The organism is Lactiplantibacillus plantarum, from assembly GCF_014131735.1.
Lineage (GTDB): Bacteria > Bacillota > Bacilli > Lactobacillales > Lactobacillaceae > Lactiplantibacillus > Lactiplantibacillus plantarum.
The window spans coordinates 673,490-697,646 of record NZ_CP039121.1 but is presented as its reverse complement, the minus strand read 5'-3'; the positions used below and the strand labels follow the sequence as shown (position 1 = coordinate 697,646).

The window sequence follows — 24,157 nt, the reverse complement described above, 5'->3', positions numbered from 1 at the left end:
CATACGTGATTTTCTGAAAGCATCTCATCATTTTCATAAACAATCCAAATTAACCCCACCCGTAAACACCAGTTTTAACCATGTCTAGTGAACAGGCTTGCGCGACCAAAGCCCCGTCTGACGATCATCACGCACACCAAGTAACCCAAGTTAGCAAAATACTGGTCTCACAAAGTTAACTCAAAATATGTTGTTCAATATAATCCAATACACCATTGTCCACATTGGTACCTGTCACCGCTGTCGCATTGGCTTGGACATTTTCAGGCGCGTTTTGCATGGCAACCGCATGGGTCGCATAGTGAAACATCTCAAGATCATTGGTGCCGTCGCCAAAAACTAACATCTCATCCGGCAGAATACCCAACTGTTCACCAAGCTGTTTGAGGGCGCGGCCTTTGTGCATTCCCGGCTGAATCAAGTCCATACTGCCCTGACCACCTGAAGCGGGTACGGCAATGCCAGCGAGCTTAGGGGTAAGTTCATATACTAACTGCTCCGTCATTGCCGCGGGACAAATAACGTCGAACTTCACAACCGGATCAGTAACTGTGGTTAAATCCGCACATGTCTCTAATTGGTAATAGTAGTCACGCATATTAGCTACAAACTGCGGGTTCGCGTGCGCCAACACATGGACCGTTTGGGTGCCACACAATGCCACTTGTAATTCAGGATACGGTGCCAGGGCCGCTAACACTTGCTGAGTTGCTTGGGGACTGAACGTCGCAGCTTTGAGTCCCGCTTCTCGTTGCCACAGTTCCGCGCCGTTACCACCAATCAACCACATTTCAGGGTAAGCACTAAAGGTCGTGGCTAGTTCCGACGCTTGGTGACCACTGGCAATCACAAACTGAATACCGCGCTGCTGTAGCGCCGCATAGTCGTTGGCAAACCGCTCCTGGTCATAATCACCATAATCATTTAAAAACGTCCCATCCATATCCGTTGCTATTAATTTAATCGTCATTACTAATCATCCATTTCATGTAAGCCTTTTCTACCCCTTAGCCTACCGATTATGCCCGCAAAGTACAAGTCTTTTCTGATACTTTGTTAGAAGGCACCACCACCGGAGCCACCGCCAAAGCCACCAGAACTACCGCCGGAGAAGCCTCCTGAACCACCCGACGCCGAACTAGCGCTTCCAGAGGCATCTAAGGCGCCACTAAAACTATCGTTGATTGCACCGGACAAATCGAAGTCCAGCCCACCATTCGCATAGAAGAGTGGGTAATACACGAGCATCCCCGTAGCCAATGCTTCCGTACCAAAATCAATCGCCAATTGCTTAGTCACTTGATTGGCTAGTCCAAAAGCCGCGGCGTATGGCAAGATTTGTTCCCACAAAATCAAATCACCGACTTGGGCCGTATTAAAGTGCCCAATATCCTTAAGCATGCGGCGTAGTCCATTGATTTGATTACGTAATTCCAAGCCTGCGTCAGTATTGATGGCAATCCGCCGCCGTTGAATTATCCAGCCAATCCAGAAAGCCACCGCGGCCACTACCGCTGGAATCACCATCAGGGTCACGACCTTCGGACTAACTAATAACCCAGCACCCGTGGCAATCATCCCCATAACACTCACGACAACTGCTGCCATCAGCCATTGATTACGAAGCCGATAATTAGTTTCGTCTTGATAGACCGCCACGTCTTGGTCTACTTCGGTCTGCCAGCGGCTAAACCATTTGCCCAACCGACCAGCTTTATCACGCTTCCCGTATTTTTTGAGATCCGTTAACATGAACTGCCCGTCAACCGCGATTTTATCAAAACAGTGAGCCAAAAATGAGTTAGTCACTGGTTTCAATTGCGTTAACCGCACATCCGGTTTTCGGTGACCCGCAACCGTTTCAATCGTTATTTCTTGATTAGCTGCTGCTCGCAAAATCTCAGCCGTTAAAGCATCCGTATTCGGCGACCGCTGTGCCCACAATGACTCAGCAACTGCTGGTGTTACTGGTGGCACGTCAAATGAATGATTGATGGGAATCGGCTGCTGATGTGGCTTAGCCGGATGACGAGCCAGCCACCAAAGATAGCCAATCATGACCAATAACCAACCAGCCACCGCGGCACCAAAGATAACGCGACGCAGTAACTGATTACGTCGCCGTTTTTCATTAGCTTCCTGTGCCAACTTAGCTTCTTGTTTTTGGACCGTCGCTTTTCGCTTGGCAGTATTCGTCCGCGTATTCGTCGCCGTGACCGTGGTTGGAAATAGTAGGTGACTTTCAACGAATTGGTTCGCGGGATTATGTCCCAACGTCATCGTCACCCGGCCTGCCGCGCGCTCAACTTTTGTCTGACCACTCAACGGTCCGTGCGTCCAGGCTTGTAACGCGCTCACATTCTTGGCAGGTAACTGAATCACGATTTTGACATTATTCAGTGGTACATCCCAGCCACTACCAATCACTTTCCAATTCAGTTCGGCCGTGTCTGCATAGTTCGTTACGACCCCTTTAAGCCGATACCGATAGACAACCCGTAACTTATCATCTTCTTGAACTTGCCGGTAGAGCTTGACACGCATCCGGTCAGCATTTTGGGTCAACTGATACGTGTTGTTGGCCCCCGTTTCACTTGGCGCCGCCGTCACCGTGGTCCCACCATTCAGTTGCGTCGTGACCCCTTCCAACTGGGCCCCCTGAATACCTTTCAAATCTTGAACATTAAATACCCCGTGATAATCATCATCAAATTGATAAGTCATCGCTTGCGTTACATTCGCACTACCATCACGTTGAATGGCTACATTGACTTGATATTGGTCAATATCATAATCCGCAGCCGCGCGCATTGCTAAGCTAAACCACCAACAAAATCCTGCCAATAGTCCGAGCACGCTCAGCCAACTTAATCGTCGCTTCTTCGACATCTCACCATCGCCCCCTCCAATAATCGTTAGCCCTAGTTTATCATACTCCCCCGGTCGTGGGGCGCGAGATACTGCCACCGCTTTCTTAGGCAAAGCCGTCCTTTTGTTGTAGCATATAAAGTGACACGAAAGGGGTTTTAGTCATGCCACAAACCACGTTACCGACTCACATTCAAGTGCGAGGCGCACACGTCAATAATTTAAAAAATATCGATATCGACATTCCACTCAACGAATTTGTTGCGATTACTGGTCGCAGTGGGTCCGGTAAGTCATCACTCGCAATGGGCGTCCTGTACGCTGAGGGGGCCCGCCGCTACTTAAACGCCCTGTCAACCTTTACCCGCCGCCGAATCAATCAGGTCGGCAAAGCCAGTGTTGATTCAGTACAATACTTACCATCTGCATTAGCGCTACGCCAACGCCCCCAGGTTCCCGGCGTCCGTTCAACCGTCGGCACCATGTCTGAAAGCTTAAATATCTTAAGGCTAGCCTTCTCACGACTCAGCTCAGCAGTTTGCCCCAATGGTCACCGCATGCCACCAACGCTCGATGTGGCTGAAAATGATGGTTACGTCACCTGTCCGACTTGTGGCGCCAAATTCAGAGCGCCCGGCGCCGAAGATTTCGCCTTCAATTCAGGTGGGGCCTGTCCGACTTGCGGTGGCCTAGGCCAAGTTCGCCAAATTGACCCGGCACTCATTATTGCGGATGAAAATCAAACTATCGAAGAAGGGGCCGTTGCTTCTTGGCACCTACCTGGACGTAACTTTATGCCGATCGTTGCGCGCGAAATTGGGATTCCCATCGACATTCCATATAAAGACCTTAGTGAAGCCGATAAAGCACGCGTATTACATGGTCCTAAGCAAACCGTTGCCATCAACATTCCAAGCGCTAAAGGTAAAATCTTTCACATGGACAACGCTGTCTACGAGAACGCCTTTGCCGCCGTTGAAGATAGTATGGCGACGACCAAAAATGAACGGGCAATTACTCGGCTGAATCGCTTTTACAAGTTTGATACTTGTCCAGATTGTCACGGATCACGCTTCAATCCTCAGTTGTTTAACTACGAATTAAATGGTCAAAACATTGCGACGGTTAGTGATATGACTGTCGCCGCCTTGCATGATTTTGCGGCCACGATTGTCCCGTGGCTACCTACTAAGATGCATCATCTTGGACAATCCCTTGTTGATGAATTGCTACTCAGCCTGCAACCCATGGAAGAACTTGGACTCGACTACCTCACACTCAGTCGCCCCGGCGCGACCCTGTCAACTGGTGAATTACAACGCATTCAGCTTGGACGCACTTTGCGTAGCGCCACGACTGGCGTGTTATATGTCCTTGATGAACCTTCCGTTGGACTTCATCCAGCTAACGTGGCGGGCCTAATCAAAGCTTTCCGCGGGCTAGTCGCCCAAGGAAATTCCGTCGTGGTGGTTGACCACGACACTAGTATTATCAGTGCAGCTGATGATGTTATTGAGATTGGTCCGGGGGCTGGTAAGCACGGCGGTACCGTTGTCGGACAAGGCACTGTCGCAGCCATCAAGCAGGACAAAGAGTCCTTAATTGCGCCATTTCTCACCGGTACTGCCACGCTGCGTGAACGCCCCGTATTAACCGACGATGCGCTCTGGAAAAAGGGGGCCCTTGCTATTGAAGTGGCTCATCACTTTAACATCCAAGACATTACGGCGCGCATTCCCAAAAACCGTTTCACGACCGTCACGGGTATGAGCGGCGCTGGTAAAACGACTCTGGTACTAGATAGTTTGATTCCAGCACTGATTGCCACAGCTAAAAAGCGACCACTCCCAACCCACGTTAAGGCCTTTGACAATGGTCACATTCGGCACGTTGTTACCGTCGACTCAGTGCCCGTTGGTAAGAATGTACGGTCAACGGTCGCCACTTATACCAACATTCTCGACCATCTACGCCAATTATTCGCCGCCACCCCAGCAGCACAAGCAAACGGTTGGACCGCTAGCCAATTTTCATATAACGTCGCTGCGGGTGCTTGCCCAACTTGTGGTGGTACGGGCCAAATCTCTTTAGATGTGCAATACCTGCCAGACATCACCGAAGTCTGCCCCCAATGCCACGGCAAGCGCTACAATAAACAGACGCTGACCGTCAAATGGCATGGCTATTCGATTGCGGATATTTTAGATCTCGCGGTTGACGAGGCACTACCAATTTTCAAAGCGCAATCCGCCATCGCTAATACACTCCAGATTCTGCATGATATGGGACTAGGCTACTTACTATTAGGTGAAAGTACGCCGGCACTCTCGGGTGGCGAAGCTCAGCGCCTGAAGCTCACCTCCCGCATTGGCAAACGCCAAACGGGAACGCTCTTTGTCTTCGATGAGCCTTCAGTCGGTTTGCACCCGCTCGACATTCAGCAACTCGTCAAAGTCTTTGACCAACTGATTCAGCAAGGGGCAACCGTCATTGCCATCGAACACGATCTCGACGTAATCGCCAACGCTGATTACGTTATCGATATGGGACCCGCGGGCGGTATCAACGGTGGTAACATTGTCGCCACCGGTACCCCATTAGCCGTTAGTCAAAATCCAACTAGTGTAACAGGGCAATATTTGAAGACGCATTTGGCCCTATTCCACGTTTAACCAATGAACTGCTGACCGACCTCATTCATCACAACGCTCTTATCGAATATTTAATCCAAAAGCGTGTCTAACCCCCAGCTAGTTAACTTGCTAGGGGTTAGACACGCTTTTGTTGTGCTGCGATGGTGCCAATGAAGCGGACGAAACTTACGTCCTTTTCCTTAATGTACCATTTCAGTTAGTCAGCCGTCCCAAGATGTCTTTTTGAGCACTGCATTTCACTAAATCCATTCGTAAGTCATCACAAAGCTGATAGCCACATCCTAACGCCAAATTGAAATATCAATAACAAAAGATTAACAATTAATCACTGCCGGTGCGCCATCACTGCCCAGATCAACGCCAGCGCACTCACACCAATCATCACCGAACACGCCGCCGTCGCACCAACTAAGTTATATAATAAAACGATGCCGACGCTACCAACGGGTGCCGCCAACGTCACAATCGAACTGATGGTACCAAAGACCGTCCCTGTTAAGTGCGGGTCAATTTGTGGCATCATGATGGCGAACATCTTCGGGTCCAGTTTGCCACTCATGAAGCCCACTGCAAACATGCCCCCAAGAATCAAGATTAGTTGTGGAACGACTAGTAAAATCACATAGGTCAGCATCGGCGCTAGCATCGCTGCCAGTAACAATTGAAACAATGAGAGCCGATCAAACCAAGTATTTTTAGTAATGCCACCCAATACGCTTCCGGTAACAAAGACCACGTTGAACATTAAAATTGCGACCGAATAGCTCACGGGCATGCGGGACGCCAAGTCAATAAACATTAAGTTCAAAATCGCATCAATGCTCATCGTTGCGACGTTTAAAATCATCAGAATACCCAGATAACTGACTGCACCCATTCTAGTCGTCGTCAGCATCACTCGCTGAATCACGGGCCAGGCCTCAATATGTCGTGGTCGTCCAGCAACTTTGGGAGTCGACTGAATCGCTGAACGTCCGGCCAACAAGCAGCTAGCGGCCCCAATAAAAGTCAACGCATTCACTATTCCAGCTAACGCATAATCATGCCACTGGGCGATAATCAAGACCCCTAGTGTTTGACCCAGTGGCTCAACAAGCGTACTTATGCTCGCATTAAGCCCCATCACTTGTTGGCGATCGTCAGGATCAATCCGGTCTTGAATAACAATTGTCAAAATACTGCCACCATATCGACCTAGTAGATCCGAAATAAAATTAATCGCAACGACCACGTAGAAAACAACCACCGTTTGCTGAGTAATCACTTGGGCCAAGACGAGATATAACCCCGCTTGAACGACCTTAGTACCAATCAGCCAGTTAGTTTTTCGGCGCGTCTGATCAGCGAGTCGCCCCGTTAATCCCCCGAAAACGTACGGCACAACTGTCACCACCGAAACGATGGCAACAAACCAATGTGGATTTGGAAAATTCTTTGCGTACGTGAGTAAAATGATATTGAACAAACTCACCCCCAGCGTCGTAAAAAAATTTGCACTAGCAATCGTTTGGAGGGTCCGATTTTTTAATAAAGTCAGCATTAACCCATCTCCCATTAAGATAATGGACTTAGCTTACTCGTCATTACCGTGGTACAATCAGCAAGTAGGTTGCATATATGCCACATTAAGGAGTGCTAGATGACAAACATCGGAGAAACTATTCATCAGATTCGATTAAGTAAGGGCTTAACTCAACAAGAAGTGTATAGCGGTATTATCTCGCGCTCATTCGCCTCACGCTTTGAGAGTGGTGCCAACGATATTGGCGCCAGTAAACTCTTTGCAATTCTGGATAACTTAGCAATTTCAGCCGACGAGTTACGATTCATACACCAAAACTACCAGCCATCAGCATATGACCAGGCCCTTTGGACAATTCGTCACGCTTATGAAACGCTAAATTTTCCCGCCCTAGCCACTTGGATTCGCGAACATCGACACAGCCCCCACGCCTACGAACAACTCATCGCCAGTTATGCCAGCATCTTGATGCTATCCTATGACCATCGTTCAGTCGGCGTGACAACCACGACCCAGCCCGCTTTTGATCACCTGCTCCAAGCCAAGACTTGGACCCTGCAGGAACTAAAATTAGTGCCCGTTCTAATTCCAATTATTGCATCCATCGACGGCTTGGCCGCACTAACACCACTGACAACCCGTATGGCCGCCAATTGTGCCAGTTATCAAACGGGTTGGGGCGATCCCTTTCACGTCAGCAACGACTTACTCGATTTTTATGGATCACTATTTCAAACTAAATTGAACTTTCATGATTTTCAATCCGCTCAAAATCTGAAAACCAAGTTCACTGCCATCGACAGTCACCAGTTAAACTGGGATGGGCGGTTGAGCCAACAATTCTGGCTTGGCATCTGGAATCTCTACTTTGGCGACTGGCAAATTGGCAACCAATTGCTTGATGAAGTCAGCGTCTTAGAAACACATCATCACCCCCGGATTGATAATACGTTATTTGCAATTCGTAACGTTCGCACTAAGCAAGCCCAGACTTATCGCCAATCGCATCAGTCTCACAAGCATCTTTAACACCGAAAGCCTGTTCTAGCCTGGCAATAAATTACGCCGGACAGGAACAGGCTTTTTCTTAATCACACATACTGATTAACTGGCCTAAGGCTTACTGATAGCTACGCCTTTCAGATTGTTATAATTAGCGCGTATTGTGTTGGTTTATCATTTATTATGTATTACAGCGGAATACGGAAATGAATTTATAACTCATGATGGTCTGAGCTTGATCAACGTAAAAAGAACTTCTCCAAATTAGAAGAAGTTCTTTTTGCATGATATTAAACAAACCCTGGCTTAAACCGACTTTGTCTGGTTCAAATGCGGTAGAGCCAAGAAAATCACTAATCCAACAACAAATAAAATACTTAAAGAAGCAGCACCAATCGTTGACTTCCCCGTCATTTGGGTCACGATTCCAACTAGGACGGGGCCCATCACGGCTGAGAACTTACCGAGAATATTGTAAAAGCCGAAAAACTCACTCCCACTAGTCTTAGGAATCAAACGACCGAAGTACGACCGACTAAGCGCTTGAATCCCACCCTGACTGGTTCCAACTAGTATGGCTAAAATCCAAAAATCCGTCGTACTATTCAACCGCAACGCGTACAAGCAGATACCTAAATAAATAATAATGCCAAGCAAGATGCCCGTCCGGGTCGACGTTTTATTCGCTAACCACCCGTAAAGCAGTGAAAACGGAAACGCGACTAGCTGAACAACCAGCAAGACAATCATCAACGTGGTCGTCGTAATTCCCATATCCATCCCAATCGAAGTTGCCATTGTAAAGATCGTGTCGACTCCATCAATGTAGAAGAAGTACGCCACCAAGAACCACGCCGCAGCGCGATAATTCCGGATGTGTTTCAAAGTCGACCATACCCGTTGGAAACTTGAACGCACCGGATGCGCACTGGGTGCTAACGCGTACTTTTGGTGAACGTTTTTCAACAAAGGAATGTAAAAGATAATCCACCACGCAGCGGCTAAGACAAAACTCCACCGCGCGACCCCATAGCTTGATAATTGACCAAAACCACTGGTTAATTGTAAGACCAAGAATAAGATAAACGCCAAGACACCACCGAGATAGCCAAACCCATAACCATATGACGACAATCGATCCATCTGATCGTTTGGTGCCACGTCAGTCAGAAAACTGTCATAAAACAGATTACCACCGGAATAACCGATAATTGATAAATATAAATACCTAATAGCCACTTCCAGGCACTAGTCGGGGCAACACTCAGCCCTAGCGTCATCACCATTCCGAGTATCGAAAAGATGTTGAGCATTCGTTTCTTGGCATGGGGATAGTCTGCTAGTGCACCTAGGACGGGCGCCAAAATCGAAACTAGTAAGGTCCCAATACTATTGGCATAACCCCAGTAAGCCGTTGCATTAGCCGGTGTCACACCGCTACTTTGGGCAACTGCCTTAAAGTAAACGGGTAGCACCGCCGTTGTGACAATAATGCCATAGCCCGAGTTGGCCCAATCGTAAAAGATCCAACCCCACTGCTGTTTATTAAATTTCATTAAGTTACTTCGCGGGAACCTCTGATCGCAATCGGAGGCGGAACGAGCATTAACCACAATATTAGTGGTGCTGATGTCCGCCCGCTTTTCCTCTCTCTCTTTTTTGTCTAGTCTTTGAAAATACCATCGAGGCAATGTCCCGGCATGGGGCCATCGAAACTCAATCCGAGTAACCGCGCAAATGTCGGCGCTTCATCGACTAAGTTAGCTGCTTCAATCGTCCCACCAGCTTTAACTGCTGGTCCATTGAATAACAGGGTCGTTTGATAGTCAGGCTTCGTCGGGTCATATCCATGAACCCCGTGGTAACGGTCTGGTTGACCGAGTGTCGCTGGATGGACGGGTTCAACCACAGTTGGCCGTCGACTTTCATCAGTAAAATAATAACCTTCCTGGGCTTCAACCATCAACGCACAAGCGGGGTCCGCACCACGACGTGCAGCCGCCTCTCCAGTAATGATGGTCTCAACACCTTCAACCTGACTAACCAATGCCTTCAATTCATCCAACTGGTCAAATTCCGGTCGCGTATAAATGTACGTTGAGCCGTCCGCCGTCTTCGCCATCACGGACCAGTCATCTTCAAACGTCTGATCTTGACGTGCGGTCAACCAGCCCTGCTGAGCGAATAACGTATTTAAATGAATCATGTGATCCACATTGATTTGATAGTGATCACCTAAAATAACAAAGTTGGTATCCGCAAACGTGCCCGCAGCTTTAGTCGCGTCAATCAACTGGCCCACGTGCCGGTCTAGCCGGTGTAAAGCTGCCATGGCCTCACTGGATCGCACACCATAGCGATGGCGCATACTATCCATGTCGACTAAGTGAATCATCGTTAGGTTCGGCTTCTTATTCGTTAACGTATCGACTGCACAAGCCGTGATGAATTCATCTAGTTGGGGCTGCTTAATCCCATTACGAAGATGCCCATACTTATGATTCATCGCGAGTAAGAAGAGCGGTGAACTCGCCTTCAACGAGACGAGAACTTGGTTCGTCCAAATACGGTTAGGAAAGATCTCGGCAAGGTTATATGTAATCTTGCTGCCAGCCGTCACTGGCCATAAAAAAGCCGCCGTTGTTAGCTTCTTTTGCCGTGCCAAATCATATAGTGTTGGTACTTGAACGTCCTTTTGATACCAATACCAATCTGGTGAACGGCGTATCGGTTGTAACTTAGTATTATTAACGATTCCATGCACGCTGGGATACTGTCCCGTAATAATCGTGGTATGTGACGGATATGTCAGTGTTGGATAAATGCCCGTCACCGACTTGACCCAAGTACCACCGGTCATCAATCCACTCAGAACGGGTAATTCTGCTTGATGTTCGCGTAAATCACGAAATCCTAACGCATCTAAGGAAATAATGACCAAGTGTTGATTTGTTGCCATCTCAATCGCTCCTTCTTACTTAATAAGCTTATTCGTATTATTATACCGCAGAAAATTAATTGGTGTCAGGATCGTTGACAAAAAACGGGCGATCAGTGAAGCACGACTGATCGCCCAGATTTATTTTCAATAATTACCAGCTAACAATCCCTGTTCTTGTAACCACCGCAATGCTAATTGTGGCCATATTGCAGCCTGGTCATTCAAATACTTGTCCTTGCCAGGTTTTTGCGTCACATGATTGGCTAACGCTAACCCATGAATCCCACTACCAAATAAATGATACGCAGTTGCGACCTGATGTTGTAGCATGGCCTGCACATATTTTAACGAATTGATTGGCGGGACCAACTCATCCGTCGCCGTTTGCCAGACAAAAGCGGGTTTACTAGCTGGTGTGACTAGGCGCTGGGCTGCCCACAACCGGGCATCCGTGGTAATCTGATTACGCGCCGCCGAAGTCGTGGGAAACCCCGCTGTCAAATCAATGACTGGATAGCCTAAAATAATGGCAGCATGCTGGCCTTGATAATGATCCAAATGATACCGTGTGCGCAATTCTGGTTGGGTCGCAACACCATTATAAGTCGCAACCACGTGGCCGCCAGCCGAAAACCCGGCAAGAATAATCCGCTGACAATCAACATGGTGCGCGGACGCCTGGGTCGTAATCCAATCAATTGTTGCACCTAATTGCTGCAACGCCCAAGGATAGACGGACTGATCTCCCACAATTAATTGGTAATTCAAGACCACCGTATGCATTCCGGCGGCCATCATCCGGGTTGCAATTGGCGCTTCTTCCCGCCCAGAATGATAAGTAAAGCCACCTCCCGGGCAGATAATCATGATTGGATAATCAACAGCTGTTTCAAAATCACTAATTTGGTCTAACCAATACGCCGTGATCTGAAATGGGTGTGCCGCAGTATTTAATGTGCGCTGTTCAACTTGCATATGTTCCCCCTCCTACTCCCGTATTACCGACTTGATTTCGCTTTCATTATAGAAGGTCACATGATTGCTTGTCAATTTTTATTCGAATAAATATCGATATTTATTCGCTTATTTACTCGCTAATGACTATTATTTGCTATAATTAAATTAATTATATGATGAGCGGGGGTATTAAAATGGGGAAACAAACATTCAGCGACATCTATCACGTTTTAAAGGACCGCATTCTCGCGGGACACTACAGCGTTAAGATGCGATTACCCATTGAAGACGAATTAATTACAGAATTTGATAGCAGTCGCTATGCTGTTCGTAAGGCAATCGCACAACTAGCCAAAGACGGCCTAGTTTACAGCGTTAAGGGGCGCGGGGTGGTCTTATTGGAGCACACGCCACAAACCCAGCAATTCAATCTGGCTTTAAATAATCTCAACGGTCTGCAGAGCCTCAACGCGGAGCGCCACCTCGATTATCAGACCGAGGTCGTGGCCTTTCAGCAACGAATCGTTGACCAGCCGCTTAGCACACATACCGCTTTTGAAGTGGGTATTCCAGTGTATGCTATTCAACGGGTTCGGATCGTAGACGGTATTCGGGCAGTGCTGGACATTAACTATTTTAACGCCCAGCGCACTCCCACTCTGACTAAGACCATCGCCCAACACTCAATTTATCAACACTTCAAAAAAAATGGTCTGAAAATTGCTGTCGTTAAAAGAATGCTACGAGTCGAATCCGCCACCGAACTCGACAAAGCTCAGCTAGCGCTCGGTGATAATAATTGCGTCGGTAATATGATTAGCATCGCATTTAACGATGAAGGACGCCAGGTTGAATACACTGAATCCCACTTTATTCCGAACGAATTTAACTTCAATGAATTAATTCGTAATTAAACCTTACCAACATTACTTAGCTGAATGGTCATCCGGACCATCCAGCTTTTTATTATGGTTACTTACTTTAGACCAATTCAGTCGGTGAATTAAATTTATCTGTGAATAAGTTTCAACATAAATTAAAAATATATTCGAATAAAAGTTGACTAATGTGCTGAATTATTTATAATAAATATCATAAATGCTAATGGGGGTTAGCATTTATACCACGTTTCACTAGTGGCGCATTTGGGGTCAAGAGATTAGGTCGGTCATGGAGTAGAGAGAATTGAGCGTCACTAGACCAATTTGGTTTAGTGACTTTTTTATGCAAAAAAACTGTTGATTCGCAAGATTAAACTTGCCGAATCAACAGTTGCTTCAAAATACAATTTTAAGCTTAATACCGACGCTTCCGCCGGCTAACCGCTGCAGCACCTAATACTAATGTACTTGCTAATGCGATTCCCGCTAAACTAATCATCTGACTTGGCGCTTCATCAGTCCGTGGTAATGCTTGCCCCTTAGCCACTGCCAATGCGCTAGCCACCTTAGTTCGTAGAGCTTGTAATTGCGCTACTAACGCCGTATTATGATGCGCTTTAGCTTGTGCGATTGCCCGGTCAATCAAGTTGATCAGTGTTTCCTCATCCTTAATCTGATCGCCAACCACTGCTTCTTTTTGAACTTCCTCAAACGCCGTTTCCAATTCAGTCGCAGTTTCGTCCGTGACCCAGTCAGCTGTAATTTCATTGTCGACTTCTTCTTCGATTTGGTCGACAACTTCGTCTGGCGTCACACCAGCTTCGATTTCATCCTCAATATCGTCTTCAAATTCTTCTTCTGCGTCTTCAGCTTCTTCTTCGTCCTCAATCTCGTCAAAGTCAGGCATTTCAACATCGATGCTTGGATGAACTGGTTTGTCGTACTCTTCTTCTTCTTCGCCATTATCTGGCATTTCGATATCAATACTTGGATGTACCGGTTTGTCGTATTCTGGTTCTTCTTCTTCGCCATCGTCTGGCATCTCGATATCGATACTTGGATGTACCGGTTTGTCGTATTCTGGTTCTTCCCCCTCGCCGTCATCTGGCATTTCAATGTCGATACTTGGATGTACCGGTTTGTCGTATTCTGGCTCTTCGCCCTCGCCACCATCTGGTAATTCGGCATCAATACTTGGATGTACCGGTTTCTCATAGTCCGGAACTGGTTCTGGATCATTTTCATTATCAACATTATCCTGTAAATCCCAACGATGGGTCTCCGCCTTCACGTTGACTTTATTAGCAATGATGTTGCCATCAATATTTTGATTTGCATCAATTTCCGCCGCTGGGGCTAAAATACTGCCTTGAAATGGCCGGTCGACACTAATGACACCAGTTGCTAACTTGTCACTCGCGGTTGAATCATAGAAGTTCCAAAGCAAATGGTTATCACCAAAGTCTTCAGTTTCTTTATTATTCCGCTCCGTACCGTCATCATAAATGATTTTGATCTGCGAGTTAACTTGATAGTTGGTCGCACCTGCCGTATCAACATTAATAATGACCGTATTACCATCCGCATCTGCCGATAGTCCCTTGATTGTCAGCGGCGTACTCGTGTTTAAAACATCCGCTGACAGATTGATCACAATGTGTCCATCCGCATCAGGTTGCATATCCGTCACATCGATGACCCGCTGATTCATATCTTCAAAACTGTCACTCGTATAGGTGGCGTTCGCGGACGCTTCGCTAAGACTAGCGCTCAATTTTTCCAACTTAGCAAACTCTTTGTCAAAATCAATATAGACGTTACCATCTTTGTCTTGATAAACTTCAGAGGCAAGTAAATGGTCGATATAGACCCCGTTGACCATCGGCCGATTAGGATTCGAAACATCAATCTCAATATTTTCGCCAAAGATAACTTTATTGCTCCGCGTCTCACCAGCCGAAACAAACGAACTCCCAGCAATATTACTGATATTTTGAATATACGAAATATCTTTATCTAATAATTCTTCAATAATGTTCGTACCAAAGTTAACGTTGCCCACTAAGTTTTGCACCGCAACGTTCCCATTCGTATGGGCATGTAGTTCCGCTTCCCGTGCAAAAATATGGAATTGGGACGAAACCCCGAGCATGTTATGTAGATCCGGATAATCGTCCGTCACATTACCACCATCGGCAACGGCATCGTTTGCATGGGTCACAGCTTGACTAAGCGCCACCGCGACGGTCTGGGGCGTTGCAGTTGTCGTCGACTGGTCTTTAGTTGTCGTCGTTTGCTGGGCTACACTATCACTAGTCGTCGTACCGGCAATCTTAGCACTAGCATCGGTAGTTTTAGCAGCCGTTGCCGCGGTATCATTGCTGGTAGCTGAGTCAGTAGTCGCACCTTTATTAGAACTGGTTGTTGTCCGCGCAGCCGTTGCAGTGGCAGAATCAGTTGTGGTCGACGTCTCTTTTGTCGACTCTGAACCGGTTGTCGCATTCGTCTCTTTTGCCGTCTTTGAACCAGCTGTCGTATCTGAACCAGTTTCAGTATTGGCACTAGTTGTCTCATCCAAATTGGTGGTAGCGTTTGTATCAGTATCCGTTGCCGCCTTAGTTCCAGCCACTGTGCCAGCAGCAGTCTTTGAATTCGAACCATCGGTATCTAAAACCGGCTGATTTTGGTTAGTCACATCCGCTTCAGTTGTGGCCGCAGTCTTCAAAGTTTGTGTCTTAGCCGTGACTGATTTGGTTGTGCTTGAACTGGTTGATGCCGTATCAGTCCCCGTTGCAGTCGTTCCATCATCAGCCCGAGCCACCAGCGTTGTTGTGCCCATCGTCAAGATAACGGCACATGCAAACGCCCAGCGACGGCCAATTTTGTACATTTTAAAATTCGTCCGTTTTCGCTCCATCATTTACCCACCTAAAATATAGTTTATTAACTTTCCTTTAATTCAATTCTATTTTCACGCTTTTTCATACAACATTCAACTCTTTATATAATTTATTTTGTATTGTTATATAAACAGTGGATGACTGTCAATAGACGTGCCAGCAACCATTACAGGTCTTAACTAATCATAAGTTAGTATTTTTGTTATCTATTCGTTTACTTGGAATATCGATTATCATCACGCACTTATTTTACACAATGTCTCAAACCCACAAACAGCCGCCTAAAATTGGTCAATACTTGCCTCGCAGTACGAAAAATTTTGGTGTGAAAGCTCGTTTAAGCAATCACAACAGCCGCCTATCCACACAAAAAAAGACTGGTCACAATCAACCAGTCTTCAATAATTTAATTAGTCACGTATTGACCAACGACGGTCAGTCCCGTTAACACTTTACGTCCATGTGGTGATTTGGTGTCGATGACTGCAGTTAATTCTTGCCCCGCAAGATTACCATGATGCTTACCGCCAGCCCATGCTGCAACCCCCGTTACATCATAAACGACACCATCAACCGCCACGTATGCGGGTTGACCATCCTGACCATTATATTTTGCTAATTCAGTTTGATTAAATGTCGCTGAATTCATGCCGAATCACTCCTTCACAATTTACCGTCATGATAAACTGGACTGCCAAGTAAAAGCAAGTGATCCGTTCTTAAACCAAATAATTGACCTATCTTGAACATAACACGACATCAAACGATCGCCGAAGTAGTTATACCCCCACAACCATCTCGGTAATACCGGCCTAACCTTTGACCGACGAAACTTAATTAACTAGGTAACCATACTTACGTTAGCACCCAATTAATCGTACCCGTGATAGCAGTTGTGCTTATAAGTCTGCCAAAACTTAATCGCTGACCAATTACTGCTACCCACAACTACTTAATCTTAATACCTTATAACATCAGCGACGTCGTACCTCCTAGTACGGCGACCTTGTGAACCAGTACTGTTCATGCGTCCAGCACTGCCCCTAACTGCGTTATTAAAACGCACACCTCAGCCACTACTGCCCATTCAATGGGCTGCGTCGAAGCGTGACGTCTAGACACACCCCGTATCTAGGACGTCGATTGCTTATTGTCAAACAATTAATTACCTTGGGGTGGCCCGATCGTTGCGACCCGATGATTACCAGCCATACTGGTCGTAATACCTGAGATAACAGTTCCCATCGGATCGACTTGATTACTTGCTGCCAGCAACCGTTCTCGAGCACGAACAACCGCATGTCTAATCGTCAATACCACCGTCGTTTTAACTGGTTGGAGCCGTTGTGTCAGTAGTGAAATCACTTCAACCAACATCTGCCCAGCAACCACCCAGTCACCCGGTTTAACGTTGAACTTAAATGTAGGCGATTCCAAAGCACTGGTTAATTGACCAATCCGTAGCCAGCCCACCAGACCGTTGGCCGCTCGAAAGCCAATTAACCGTTGATTGGCTGCCACGGCTGTGATAACCCCAGCAAAGGGCGCAACAATTTGATCCGTTGCCGGTATAATTTGCTGCTTAAATCCTAGTAACCCATATAAGTGAACCGTATTTGCAAGGGTCGTCACATTGATCACTTGGCGTTTAACCGGCGCAACTACGGGAATTAATGAGCTAATGACCACTGGCACACTTCTCACTTCCTTACTTTATAAATTGGCAACCATTCGTATTTAAATAACCTTAACAAACGTAACGTAAAAAACTTGTTTTCTTTAATATGTAAGTCAATTAGTTTAAGTCATTGACTGTTATCTTTACAACATAAACCATACCATAATTAAACTAGAATGCCAGCATAATTAACGGTTTCGATTAAGGTTTACATCTGTTAGCGTTAATTCGTAAACTCAATTAACGAACGATGCTACTAAATAGCTGAAATTGGCCACCATAACCCCAATGTCGCACTCAAGCAATCTTGTAGATTTGACATCATGTTTCCCCAATACGTCAATCAGGCAATGACGGTTAGGCCTACAATTTCAGTCAGACCGATTGCGAGCAAAAAAGAGCTTCCGGCTTTTATTCCGGGAGCTCAACAAGTCAACGTTATTTATTTTTAATCTCAGCCACTATTCAACCGTAACACGCATCCGCCCGTGCCGCTTTGAAAAATAGAGGTTCTGATCAACACGGTTGTACAAATCAATCGGACTACCATCGGCTTGATGCAGTGTCGAGACACCAACCGAAATCGACACATTGATTTCCTCGTCTTCATACTTAACAACGAGATGATTGACTGCTTCAAAGACCTGACGGACAATCACTTTGGTACTAGCCAGATCATAACCGGGAAACAGGACATTGAATTCTTCACCACCGGTGCGATACAGCTTGACCTTCTCGTCATTGGCGGCCAAGACCGTTGTGACCGTGGCGGCAACTTCTTGCAAAACGCGGTCCCCTGCAAGGTGCCCGTACGTGTCATTAACGTGCTTAAAGTGATCAATATCGAACATCATCATCGATAAGTTGAGATTGTTCTTGGCACTATCATCGAATAAATATTTGATATGTTCCGTGTAAGCGGCAAAGTTCTCAGTCTCAGTCAAAGCGTCGTGACTCGCAAACTGGGCCAACCGTAATTTAATCTCACTATCTTGGGTCAGCATATTAACGTAGGCGTACAATAATCCTGCAAAAATCATTAAGTAGCCATATTCTTGTAAAGTATTGTCCCAATCCAGCGAATATTTAAGCTTGATCAGGCCCCACAAGATTCCGCCGTAAAAAGCGACCGCGCCATAGTAATATAGCCAAGGATACCGATGCTTAGGTACCCACAGCCGTAGATAATTCATGCTCCAGAAAAATAGCACGAACACGACGGCGTAACTCCACGATTCCCAGTAAAAAATCGACTGGTCGAAAACCATGTACACTATGACCACAGGTAACAATGAATAATACGGCATTCGAATATTCAAAAAAAACGAGCAGAACACGACGGCAATCAAGTGAAAGTTAACAAACTCCCAACTATCTGCTTTACCGACGACCGACAGTTGCATGACAAACACAAAGACCAACATGTAAATCACACCGTGCCAAGCATTGACGGTATCATCGTCAATGTTAATGTGACGGGCATGAAACCACGTCGTAATCCAATTAAAGAGGACCCAGTAAAGTGTTAGAACACCTAATATAAAGAAAATACTCGTTACGAACGGCGAAATTCGCCAATTAGACCATGTCATCGTAAGGATCCTTTCTCAGCATCCGCCGTTGACCAATTGCCGACCATCATCGACTAACCGCGGTTTCCCATAATAGTAACCCTGGTGCCATTCAATACCTTGTTGTTCAGCCATCTTTTGATCACCCTGGTCTTCGACACCTTCCAGAATAAATTCCAGATGGTAAGACTGAGCAATATCACGCCAAAATGCTAATTCATGAGGAATGCGCTCCGCTTGCCCACTCATCCGTAAGTTTTGCATCGCAAACTTGATTTGATCAACAAACGGTAGTGCGTGGCGAATATTCTCAAACGTGTTCGAGCCCGTCCCCACGTCATCAATGCTTAATTTAATATCATGTTGGTGGAAAAAGAGACTATATTTTTGAATCTCGTTTAATGAAGGACATTCTGTCAACTCAATCGTCAGCGCGGCCGGATTCAACCTTTTTTTTAGGTAAATGATCGTCCCTAACATCAGGTCGTCCTCAGCTTGTTGCCGGTTTAAATTAAGGGCTAACACCTGATTAGTCGCTTTCGTCTGCAATTGACTAGCAAGTTGTTCTAATAATTCAGCTTGTTTATCTAATGATAATTCAGTGAACGACTTCGGAACGGCCCAGTGACCATTCATCTCTTTACGTAACAGTAATTCATAACCAAAAACAGCTCGATGGCTGTGATCAACTTGGGGTTGAACAAAAAAACGATACATTCATGAAGCCTCGCTTTTAATGATTTCTTTATGTCAATATAAATTGACAACTCCTGTAAAGTATAACCGCTTTTAACTAAAATATCGAGACATAGTTACAGACTTTAATTAAAAAAATTATTAAGGGTTATATGTAACCGTTATATTGACCGTAACAAAAAAGAACGTCGTGACGACCTCGTCATAACGCTCTTTTTACCAGTCTTAATTTCACTTAACCAACTTATCCCAGATGACGACTTTACCAGCTGTTAGCGACTTAGGAACGTCGATAATACGTTGATTGGAACTCCCCCGAAATTGTAGCGAGAGATCCATCTTATCTTGTAAAAAGCGCCCATCTACCAAGATATCAATTAATGATAGCATCTTCAGTTTATCCTCAGAGTCTTGTTGCAATTCTTCCCAAGTATAACCTGACCACGACCAAATATCCTTCGTGTTTCCAAATTCGGAGCGAATGCGTTCACAAATCCGAATGCCGACTTGAGTATTTAGAAACGGTTCACCACCTAGCAACGTCAACCCTTGCACATAATCTTGCCCAAGGTCTTCAATAATCTGATCTTCCAATTCTTGTGAATACGGTTGTCCATAATGAAAATTTTGTGCCGCCACATTATAACAGCCTGGACAGTGGAATGGGCAGCCGCTCAAGTACAAGCTACAGCGGACCCCTTCCCCATCAACAAAGTTAAATGCCTTATAATCAGCAACATATTGTTCACTTAAGTCCTCTGCCAGCCATTCTTTGGGCATCGGATTGTTTGGTCCTTTCGTAGCGCGCGGCATTCTTAATCATCTCCGGAGACATATTTTTAGCACGGGACGCGATTTCAACGTGGCGACCATGTACCATTGGTCGTTGTTGTGGGTTACCTAGATACCCACACGTCCGCTTAACAACATCACAGTATTTAGGGTCGTGATTGCCACATTCTGGACAGACGAACCCACGGGCAGTGGCCTTGAACTCACCCTTAAACCCACACTTAAAACACTGGTCGATCGACGTATTCGTTCCCAAATAGCCGACATGATCATAGCCCCAGTCCCAGACGGCCTCCAAGGCTTTAGGATTCTGAGTCAAATTAGGATATTCACAATAATGAATAAAGCCGCCTGACGCATATTGTGGAAAACGTTCCTCCAAAGTTAATTTATCGAAGGGCGTCGGGTGCTTACGGACATCATAATGAAAACTATTCGTGTAATATTCCTTATCCGTAATATCTGCGATCCGGCCAAACTTCGCAATATCGTCACGACAGAACGTATCCGTCAACGATTCAGCCGGCGTTGAATACAGACTATAATGATAGCCACTTTCAGCCGCCCACTGCGCACACTTATCCCGTAACGCTTTCACCACGGTCTCCGCAAAAGCTAACGCGTGCTCGTCTTGTTCCCAGTTCGGACCAAAGAAGGTCGTGCAGACTTCATAAATTCCAATGTATCCCAGTGAAATAGTCGCCCGCTGATTTTTGAAGAGCTCATCGACATTACCACCTGCTGGTAGCCGCTTACCAAACGCCCCATACATGTATAAGAGTGGGGCATTTTCCGGCTTAGCTTCCTTCGTTCGTTCGATACGGTACGCGAGTGCTTCATGACAAGTCGCCATCCGTTCCTCGAAGATTTCCCAGAACAACTGTTGGTCCCCATGTGCGGCTAACGCGATTCGTGGCAGGTTGACTGTCACCACGCCCAAATTCATCCGGCCCGAGTTTACCTCGACACCATTTTCATCACGCCAACCTTGTAAGAAGGACCGGCACCCCATCGGCGTCTTAAAACTCCCCGTTAATGCCTTGATCTTGTCATACATTAAAAGGTCGGGATACATCCGCTTGGTCGAACACTCAATCGCGAGCATTTTAATATCATAATTGGGATCATTCGGACTTAAATTTAACCCCCGCTTCATCGTGAAGATCAATTTAGGAAAAATCGCAGTTCGGTGCTCCTTACCGAGTCCCTTGATTCGAATCTGGAGAATCGCCTTTTGAATTTCTCGTTCAATCCAACTAGTTCCTAGACCAAAATTGACCGTGGTAAACGGCGTCTGGCCCTGTGACGAATATAACGTATTGATTTCATACTCAAGGGCTTGCATCGCGTCATAGATATCTTTTTTAGTTTTGGCTTTCGCATAAGCTTCCCGCTGATCAGCAGGGACCCACTTTTTCGCATCAGTCATATGTTTTTGATAGTTGATTGCCGCATAGGGAGCCAATAATTGGTCGACCCGGTTAGCGGAACAGCCACCATACTGTAATGAAGCCACGTTGGCAATGATCTGCGCCATTTGCGCTGTGGCCGTTTGAATCGACCGGGGTGAGGCAACTTCGGCGTTCCCAATCTTATACCCATTTTTGAACATGCCGTCAAAATCAATCAAGCAACAGTTCGTTTCAGGCGTGACTGGTGAATAATCGAGATCATGCCAATGGATATCGCCACGCAGATGCGCCTTAGCCACGACATCTGGTAGCATCTTCAAGCCCATGGCGCGACTTGCAGCACCGGCTTCTAAGTCGCGTTGCGTGTTAAAAATCGTACTATCCTTATTTGCATTTTCATGCACAACGCTGGCATCGCGCTCAAACAACTTTTCAATCCGTCCTTGAACATTAGTTGCTGCCGCAAACCGCTGCTGTTCAGCTTCAAAGTAATCCTGATATGCCTTAGCTGCCGCGGTCAGGCCTTGCGCATTCAAAATCTGCATCATGGTACTACGTAGCTCCCGAGTATCAATGTTGTCAGCATCTTGATACTGGGCAACAAGGGCCTGCTTGACGACCCGTACCTCGTCATCAGTCGCTAACAACCGTCGTAAGACAAAGTCAATTTTATACGGATGAAATTTCGTTTGTGCGCCACCCCGCTTTGTGACGGTCAGTGGCCGTAATTGGTCTAATATATCGTTAGTTGTCGTTGTTAGCATCTTAATTCCCCACTTTTCAAAGTCATTGATTGAATACAATTGATAGTGCGTTCTGTTTGAATCAATACTATATATAGTAGCTCATTTCCATTAACTTGCCCATTGCCAAAATTAACTGTCACCTTCAGTTGTGTACACCAAATCGCTTTAATCGTCCGGTTAGTGCGTCTTTGGAATATTTAAAAAATATTTTTTATACTGTTTTTTATCTAATATCAGAATATTTAATCAATCTCGTTAACTACCGAACCAACCTTGATACGGCTTGCTTTCAATATTTTTCACACGCCATAAACCGAATTTTAATTCGTTAAAAATTAAGCTGAACACAACCAAGTTGTTGTAAACTGATTAACTTATGACTATTTTGTTTAACTCATGCGGCGGATTCGCTATAATGAAATTAAGTCCTCATTGAGGGATGTGGACATTGGAGGAGAGAATAATTATGCAAAAAAGCAGGGGAATAATCGTTGGCTTGTTGTTGACAGGGCTACTGACAGGATGCCATTCTGCCACTGACACACAAACGCCCACCGTTCAACCAGCAACATCAAAAGTCAGCGCCGTTCGCTCAGTCACGACTCGGGATTTCTTAGGTCGCTGGGTCAGCGCTAGACCAGCAATGAGTCTGTACCTCAGTACCAATCATCAAGTTGCTTGGTTCCGACGCGGACATACGCCCATTCGTAGTCGCGCAACGTTAACGTTAAGTGATACACGTGCCACGTTCACAATCGATCACAATGTTGCAAAACTGACCCTCAACGACGCTAATCAAATGACCATGAATTATCAAGGGACTAATATCGCACTGATTAAAGATCCAAATTGGCAGCCTGAACACAACCAGGTTCCCACCACAACTAATGACGCCTTAAAGGCGGGCACCTTAACGCCAACATTTAAATTGTCGTACTAATTGAAGGCCACACCACATTTGCACGTTGACTTGTGTGAGTGTGGTGTGTTTTTTAGGGCCTGACAACTAGCGAACGGCTTGCTTCTGTCAACCGTGCTCTCTATAATTAAATTAATATGACTAATCAATGGAGGAACATCAAATGATTCGACCAATTGTGCATGATCCCGCCGCGCTTAGTGTCCCTGCTGACTTAGCAACCCCTGCAGACACTCAAGTCTTGACTGATTTACTGGATACCCTCGCCGCACACACCGATAATTGCGTTGGAATGGCCGCGAATATGATTGGGGTCAACAAACAAATTATTGTCGTGCAACTCGGTCCCTTTGCAATTGCAATGATCAATCCGAAGATCATTGATCATCACGGCACTTACGAGACTAAGGAAGGCTGCCTGTCCTTACCTGGTGAACGTCCGACTAGCCGCTATCACCAAATCACGGTGAAATATAAAGATCAACACTTTAAACCGCAACAACAACGATTCAACGACTTCACAGCACAAATTATTCAACACGAATTAGATCACTGTGCAGGGAAACTGATTTAATTGTGCCTACTTCTAACTGAGCGGGAATAAATGTTCAGTTTGCT

The 24,157-nt window shown here is 45.9% G+C and carries 17 protein-coding genes and 1 pseudogene; 5 read left to right on the top strand and 13 right to left on the bottom strand.

The window, feature by feature from the left end:
* Positions 1 to 175 precede the first annotated feature (175 nt).
* The gene (locus tag E5260_RS03065) at positions 176 to 970 is read right to left on the bottom strand and encodes a Cof-type HAD-IIB family hydrolase (RefSeq protein WP_003642188.1); all 795 of its coding nucleotides are present in this window, start codon (positions 968 to 970) and stop codon (positions 176 to 178) included.
* An 86-nt stretch (positions 971 to 1,056) separates the two neighbouring features.
* Positions 1,057 to 2,889: a DUF2207 domain-containing protein gene (locus E5260_RS03060; RefSeq protein WP_021356587.1), complete on the bottom strand. Its 1,833-nt coding sequence runs from the start codon at positions 2,887 to 2,889 to the stop codon at positions 1,057 to 1,059.
* Positions 2,890 to 3,032: 143 nt separating this feature from the next.
* Between E5260_RS03060 and E5260_RS03055 the strand changes: the two genes are divergently transcribed.
* On the top strand, positions 3,033 to 5,540 hold the full coding sequence (locus E5260_RS03055) for an excinuclease ABC subunit UvrA (RefSeq protein WP_003642190.1): 2,508 nt from the start codon (positions 3,033 to 3,035) through the stop codon (positions 5,538 to 5,540).
* Between the two features lie 307 nt (positions 5,541 to 5,847).
* Here the strand turns inward: E5260_RS03055 and E5260_RS03050 are convergent, their stop codons facing one another.
* Complete coding sequence (locus E5260_RS03050) at positions 5,848 to 7,062, bottom strand: MFS transporter (protein ID WP_003644781.1); 1,215 nt, start codon at positions 7,060 to 7,062, stop codon at positions 5,848 to 5,850.
* Between the two features lie 99 nt (positions 7,063 to 7,161).
* Between E5260_RS03050 and E5260_RS03045 the strand changes: the two genes are divergently transcribed.
* Positions 7,162 to 8,073, top strand: coding sequence for a helix-turn-helix domain-containing protein (locus E5260_RS03045; protein WP_003642192.1), 912 nt, complete (start codon positions 7,162 to 7,164; stop codon positions 8,071 to 8,073).
* A 279-nt stretch (positions 8,074 to 8,352) separates the two neighbouring features.
* On the opposite strand, the pseudogene E5260_RS03040 reads toward E5260_RS03045, so the two are convergent.
* The 3 genes and pseudogenes from E5260_RS03040 to E5260_RS03030 all read right to left on the bottom strand — a co-directional run bounded on the left by E5260_RS03040 (position 8,353) and on the right by E5260_RS03030 (position 11,962).
* Positions 8,353 to 9,737 (bottom strand): annotated as a pseudogene (locus E5260_RS03040) (MFS transporter).
* Entirely contained in the window at positions 9,710 to 11,005 is a 1,296-nt protein-coding gene (locus E5260_RS03035) for an alkaline phosphatase family protein (RefSeq protein ID WP_003642195.1), read from the bottom strand. The pseudogene E5260_RS03040 and the gene E5260_RS03035 overlap by 28 nt, the downstream one beginning before the upstream one ends.
* A 126-nt stretch (positions 11,006 to 11,131) precedes the next feature.
* Positions 11,132 to 11,962, bottom strand: a complete 831-nt coding sequence (locus E5260_RS03030) for an alpha/beta hydrolase (RefSeq protein WP_003642196.1) — start codon at positions 11,960 to 11,962, stop codon at positions 11,132 to 11,134.
* A 176-nt stretch (positions 11,963 to 12,138) separates the two neighbouring features.
* Here E5260_RS03030 and E5260_RS03025 point away from each other — a divergent pair, with 176 nt between their 5' ends.
* A complete protein-coding gene (locus E5260_RS03025; RefSeq protein WP_003644867.1) occupies positions 12,139 to 12,858 on the top strand; it encodes a UTRA domain-containing protein in 720 nt (239 codons plus the stop codon).
* A 382-nt stretch (positions 12,859 to 13,240) separates the two neighbouring features.
* Here E5260_RS03025 and E5260_RS03020 read toward each other — a convergent pair whose 3' ends face one another.
* The 7 genes from E5260_RS03020 to nrdD form a co-directional block, all read right to left on the bottom strand.
* The gene (locus E5260_RS03020; protein ID WP_024002900.1) at positions 13,241 to 15,742 is read right to left on the bottom strand and encodes a collagen-binding domain-containing protein; all 2,502 of its coding nucleotides are present in this window, start codon (positions 15,740 to 15,742) and stop codon (positions 13,241 to 13,243) included.
* 389 nt (positions 15,743 to 16,131) lie between these two features.
* Complete coding sequence (locus tag E5260_RS03015) at positions 16,132 to 16,374, bottom strand: cytochrome b5 domain-containing protein (RefSeq protein ID WP_003642199.1); 243 nt, start codon at positions 16,372 to 16,374, stop codon at positions 16,132 to 16,134.
* Between the two features lie 512 nt (positions 16,375 to 16,886).
* The gene (locus tag E5260_RS03010) at positions 16,887 to 17,420 is read right to left on the bottom strand and encodes a PTS sugar transporter subunit IIA (protein ID WP_003642200.1); all 534 of its coding nucleotides are present in this window, start codon (positions 17,418 to 17,420) and stop codon (positions 16,887 to 16,889) included.
* A gap of 444 nt (positions 17,421 to 17,864) precedes the next feature.
* Complete coding sequence (locus E5260_RS03005) at positions 17,865 to 18,995, bottom strand: GGDEF domain-containing protein (protein ID WP_003642201.1); 1,131 nt, start codon at positions 18,993 to 18,995, stop codon at positions 17,865 to 17,867.
* A 15-nt stretch (positions 18,996 to 19,010) separates the two neighbouring features.
* A complete protein-coding gene (locus E5260_RS03000) occupies positions 19,011 to 19,691 on the bottom strand; it encodes an EAL domain-containing protein (RefSeq protein ID WP_003642202.1) in 681 nt (226 codons plus the stop codon).
* Between the two features lie 210 nt (positions 19,692 to 19,901).
* Positions 19,902 to 20,450 (bottom strand): anaerobic ribonucleoside-triphosphate reductase activating protein, encoded by a 549-nt coding sequence (gene nrdG / locus E5260_RS02995; RefSeq protein WP_003642203.1) that lies wholly within the window; start codon positions 20,448 to 20,450, stop codon positions 19,902 to 19,904.
* The gene (gene nrdD / locus E5260_RS02990; RefSeq protein ID WP_024971370.1) at positions 20,416 to 22,638 is read right to left on the bottom strand and encodes an anaerobic ribonucleoside-triphosphate reductase; all 2,223 of its coding nucleotides are present in this window, start codon (positions 22,636 to 22,638) and stop codon (positions 20,416 to 20,418) included. The genes nrdG and nrdD overlap by 35 nt, the downstream gene beginning before the upstream one ends.
* A gap of 448 nt (positions 22,639 to 23,086) precedes the next feature.
* On the opposite strand from nrdD, the gene E5260_RS02985 reads away from it, so the two are divergent.
* Both E5260_RS02985 and E5260_RS02980 read left to right on the top strand, forming a co-directional pair.
* Complete coding sequence (locus E5260_RS02985) at positions 23,087 to 23,560, top strand: lipoprotein (RefSeq protein ID WP_003644789.1); 474 nt, start codon at positions 23,087 to 23,089, stop codon at positions 23,558 to 23,560.
* Positions 23,561 to 23,702: 142 nt separating this feature from the next.
* Positions 23,703 to 24,113, top strand: a complete 411-nt coding sequence (locus E5260_RS02980; protein WP_003644790.1) for a peptide deformylase — start codon at positions 23,703 to 23,705, stop codon at positions 24,111 to 24,113.
* Positions 24,114 to 24,157 lie beyond the last annotated feature (44 nt).

What these genes read in the sequence shown, in the direction of transcription:
- E5260_RS03000 (WP_003642202.1), bottom strand. Translation starts at nt 19,691, where the DNA reads ATGTATCGTTTTTTTGTTCAACCCCAAGTTGATCACAGCCATCGAGCT.
- nrdD (WP_024971370.1), bottom strand. Translation starts at nt 22,638, where the DNA reads ATGCTAACAACGACAACTAACGATATATTAGACCAATTACGGCCACTG.
- E5260_RS03035 (WP_003642195.1), bottom strand. Translation starts at nt 11,005, where the DNA reads ATGGCAACAAATCAACACTTGGTCATTATTTCCTTAGATGCGTTAGGA.
- E5260_RS03025 (WP_003644867.1), top strand. Translation starts at nt 12,139, where the DNA reads ATGGGGAAACAAACATTCAGCGACATCTATCACGTTTTAAAGGACCGC.
- nrdG (WP_003642203.1), bottom strand. Translation starts at nt 20,450, where the DNA reads ATGCCCAAAGAATGGCTGGCAGAGGACTTAAGTGAACAATATGTTGCT.
- E5260_RS02985 (WP_003644789.1), top strand. Translation starts at nt 23,087, where the DNA reads ATGCAAAAAAGCAGGGGAATAATCGTTGGCTTGTTGTTGACAGGGCTA.
- E5260_RS02980 (WP_003644790.1), top strand. Translation starts at nt 23,703, where the DNA reads ATGATTCGACCAATTGTGCATGATCCCGCCGCGCTTAGTGTCCCTGCT.
- E5260_RS03005 (WP_003642201.1), bottom strand. Translation starts at nt 18,995, where the DNA reads ATGACATGGTCTAATTGGCGAATTTCGCCGTTCGTAACGAGTATTTTC.
- E5260_RS03050 (WP_003644781.1), bottom strand. Translation starts at nt 7,062, where the DNA reads ATGCTGACTTTATTAAAAAATCGGACCCTCCAAACGATTGCTAGTGCA.
- E5260_RS03055 (WP_003642190.1), top strand. Translation starts at nt 3,033, where the DNA reads ATGCCACAAACCACGTTACCGACTCACATTCAAGTGCGAGGCGCACAC.
- E5260_RS03020 (WP_024002900.1), bottom strand. Translation starts at nt 15,742, where the DNA reads ATGGAGCGAAAACGGACGAATTTTAAAATGTACAAAATTGGCCGTCGC.
- E5260_RS03030 (WP_003642196.1), bottom strand. Translation starts at nt 11,962, where the DNA reads ATGCAAGTTGAACAGCGCACATTAAATACTGCGGCACACCCATTTCAG.
- E5260_RS03060 (WP_021356587.1), bottom strand. Translation starts at nt 2,889, where the DNA reads ATGTCGAAGAAGCGACGATTAAGTTGGCTGAGCGTGCTCGGACTATTG.
- E5260_RS03045 (WP_003642192.1), top strand. Translation starts at nt 7,162, where the DNA reads ATGACAAACATCGGAGAAACTATTCATCAGATTCGATTAAGTAAGGGC.
- E5260_RS03065 (WP_003642188.1), bottom strand. Translation starts at nt 970, where the DNA reads ATGACGATTAAATTAATAGCAACGGATATGGATGGGACGTTTTTAAAT.
- E5260_RS03015 (WP_003642199.1), bottom strand. Translation starts at nt 16,374, where the DNA reads ATGAATTCAGCGACATTTAATCAAACTGAATTAGCAAAATATAATGGT.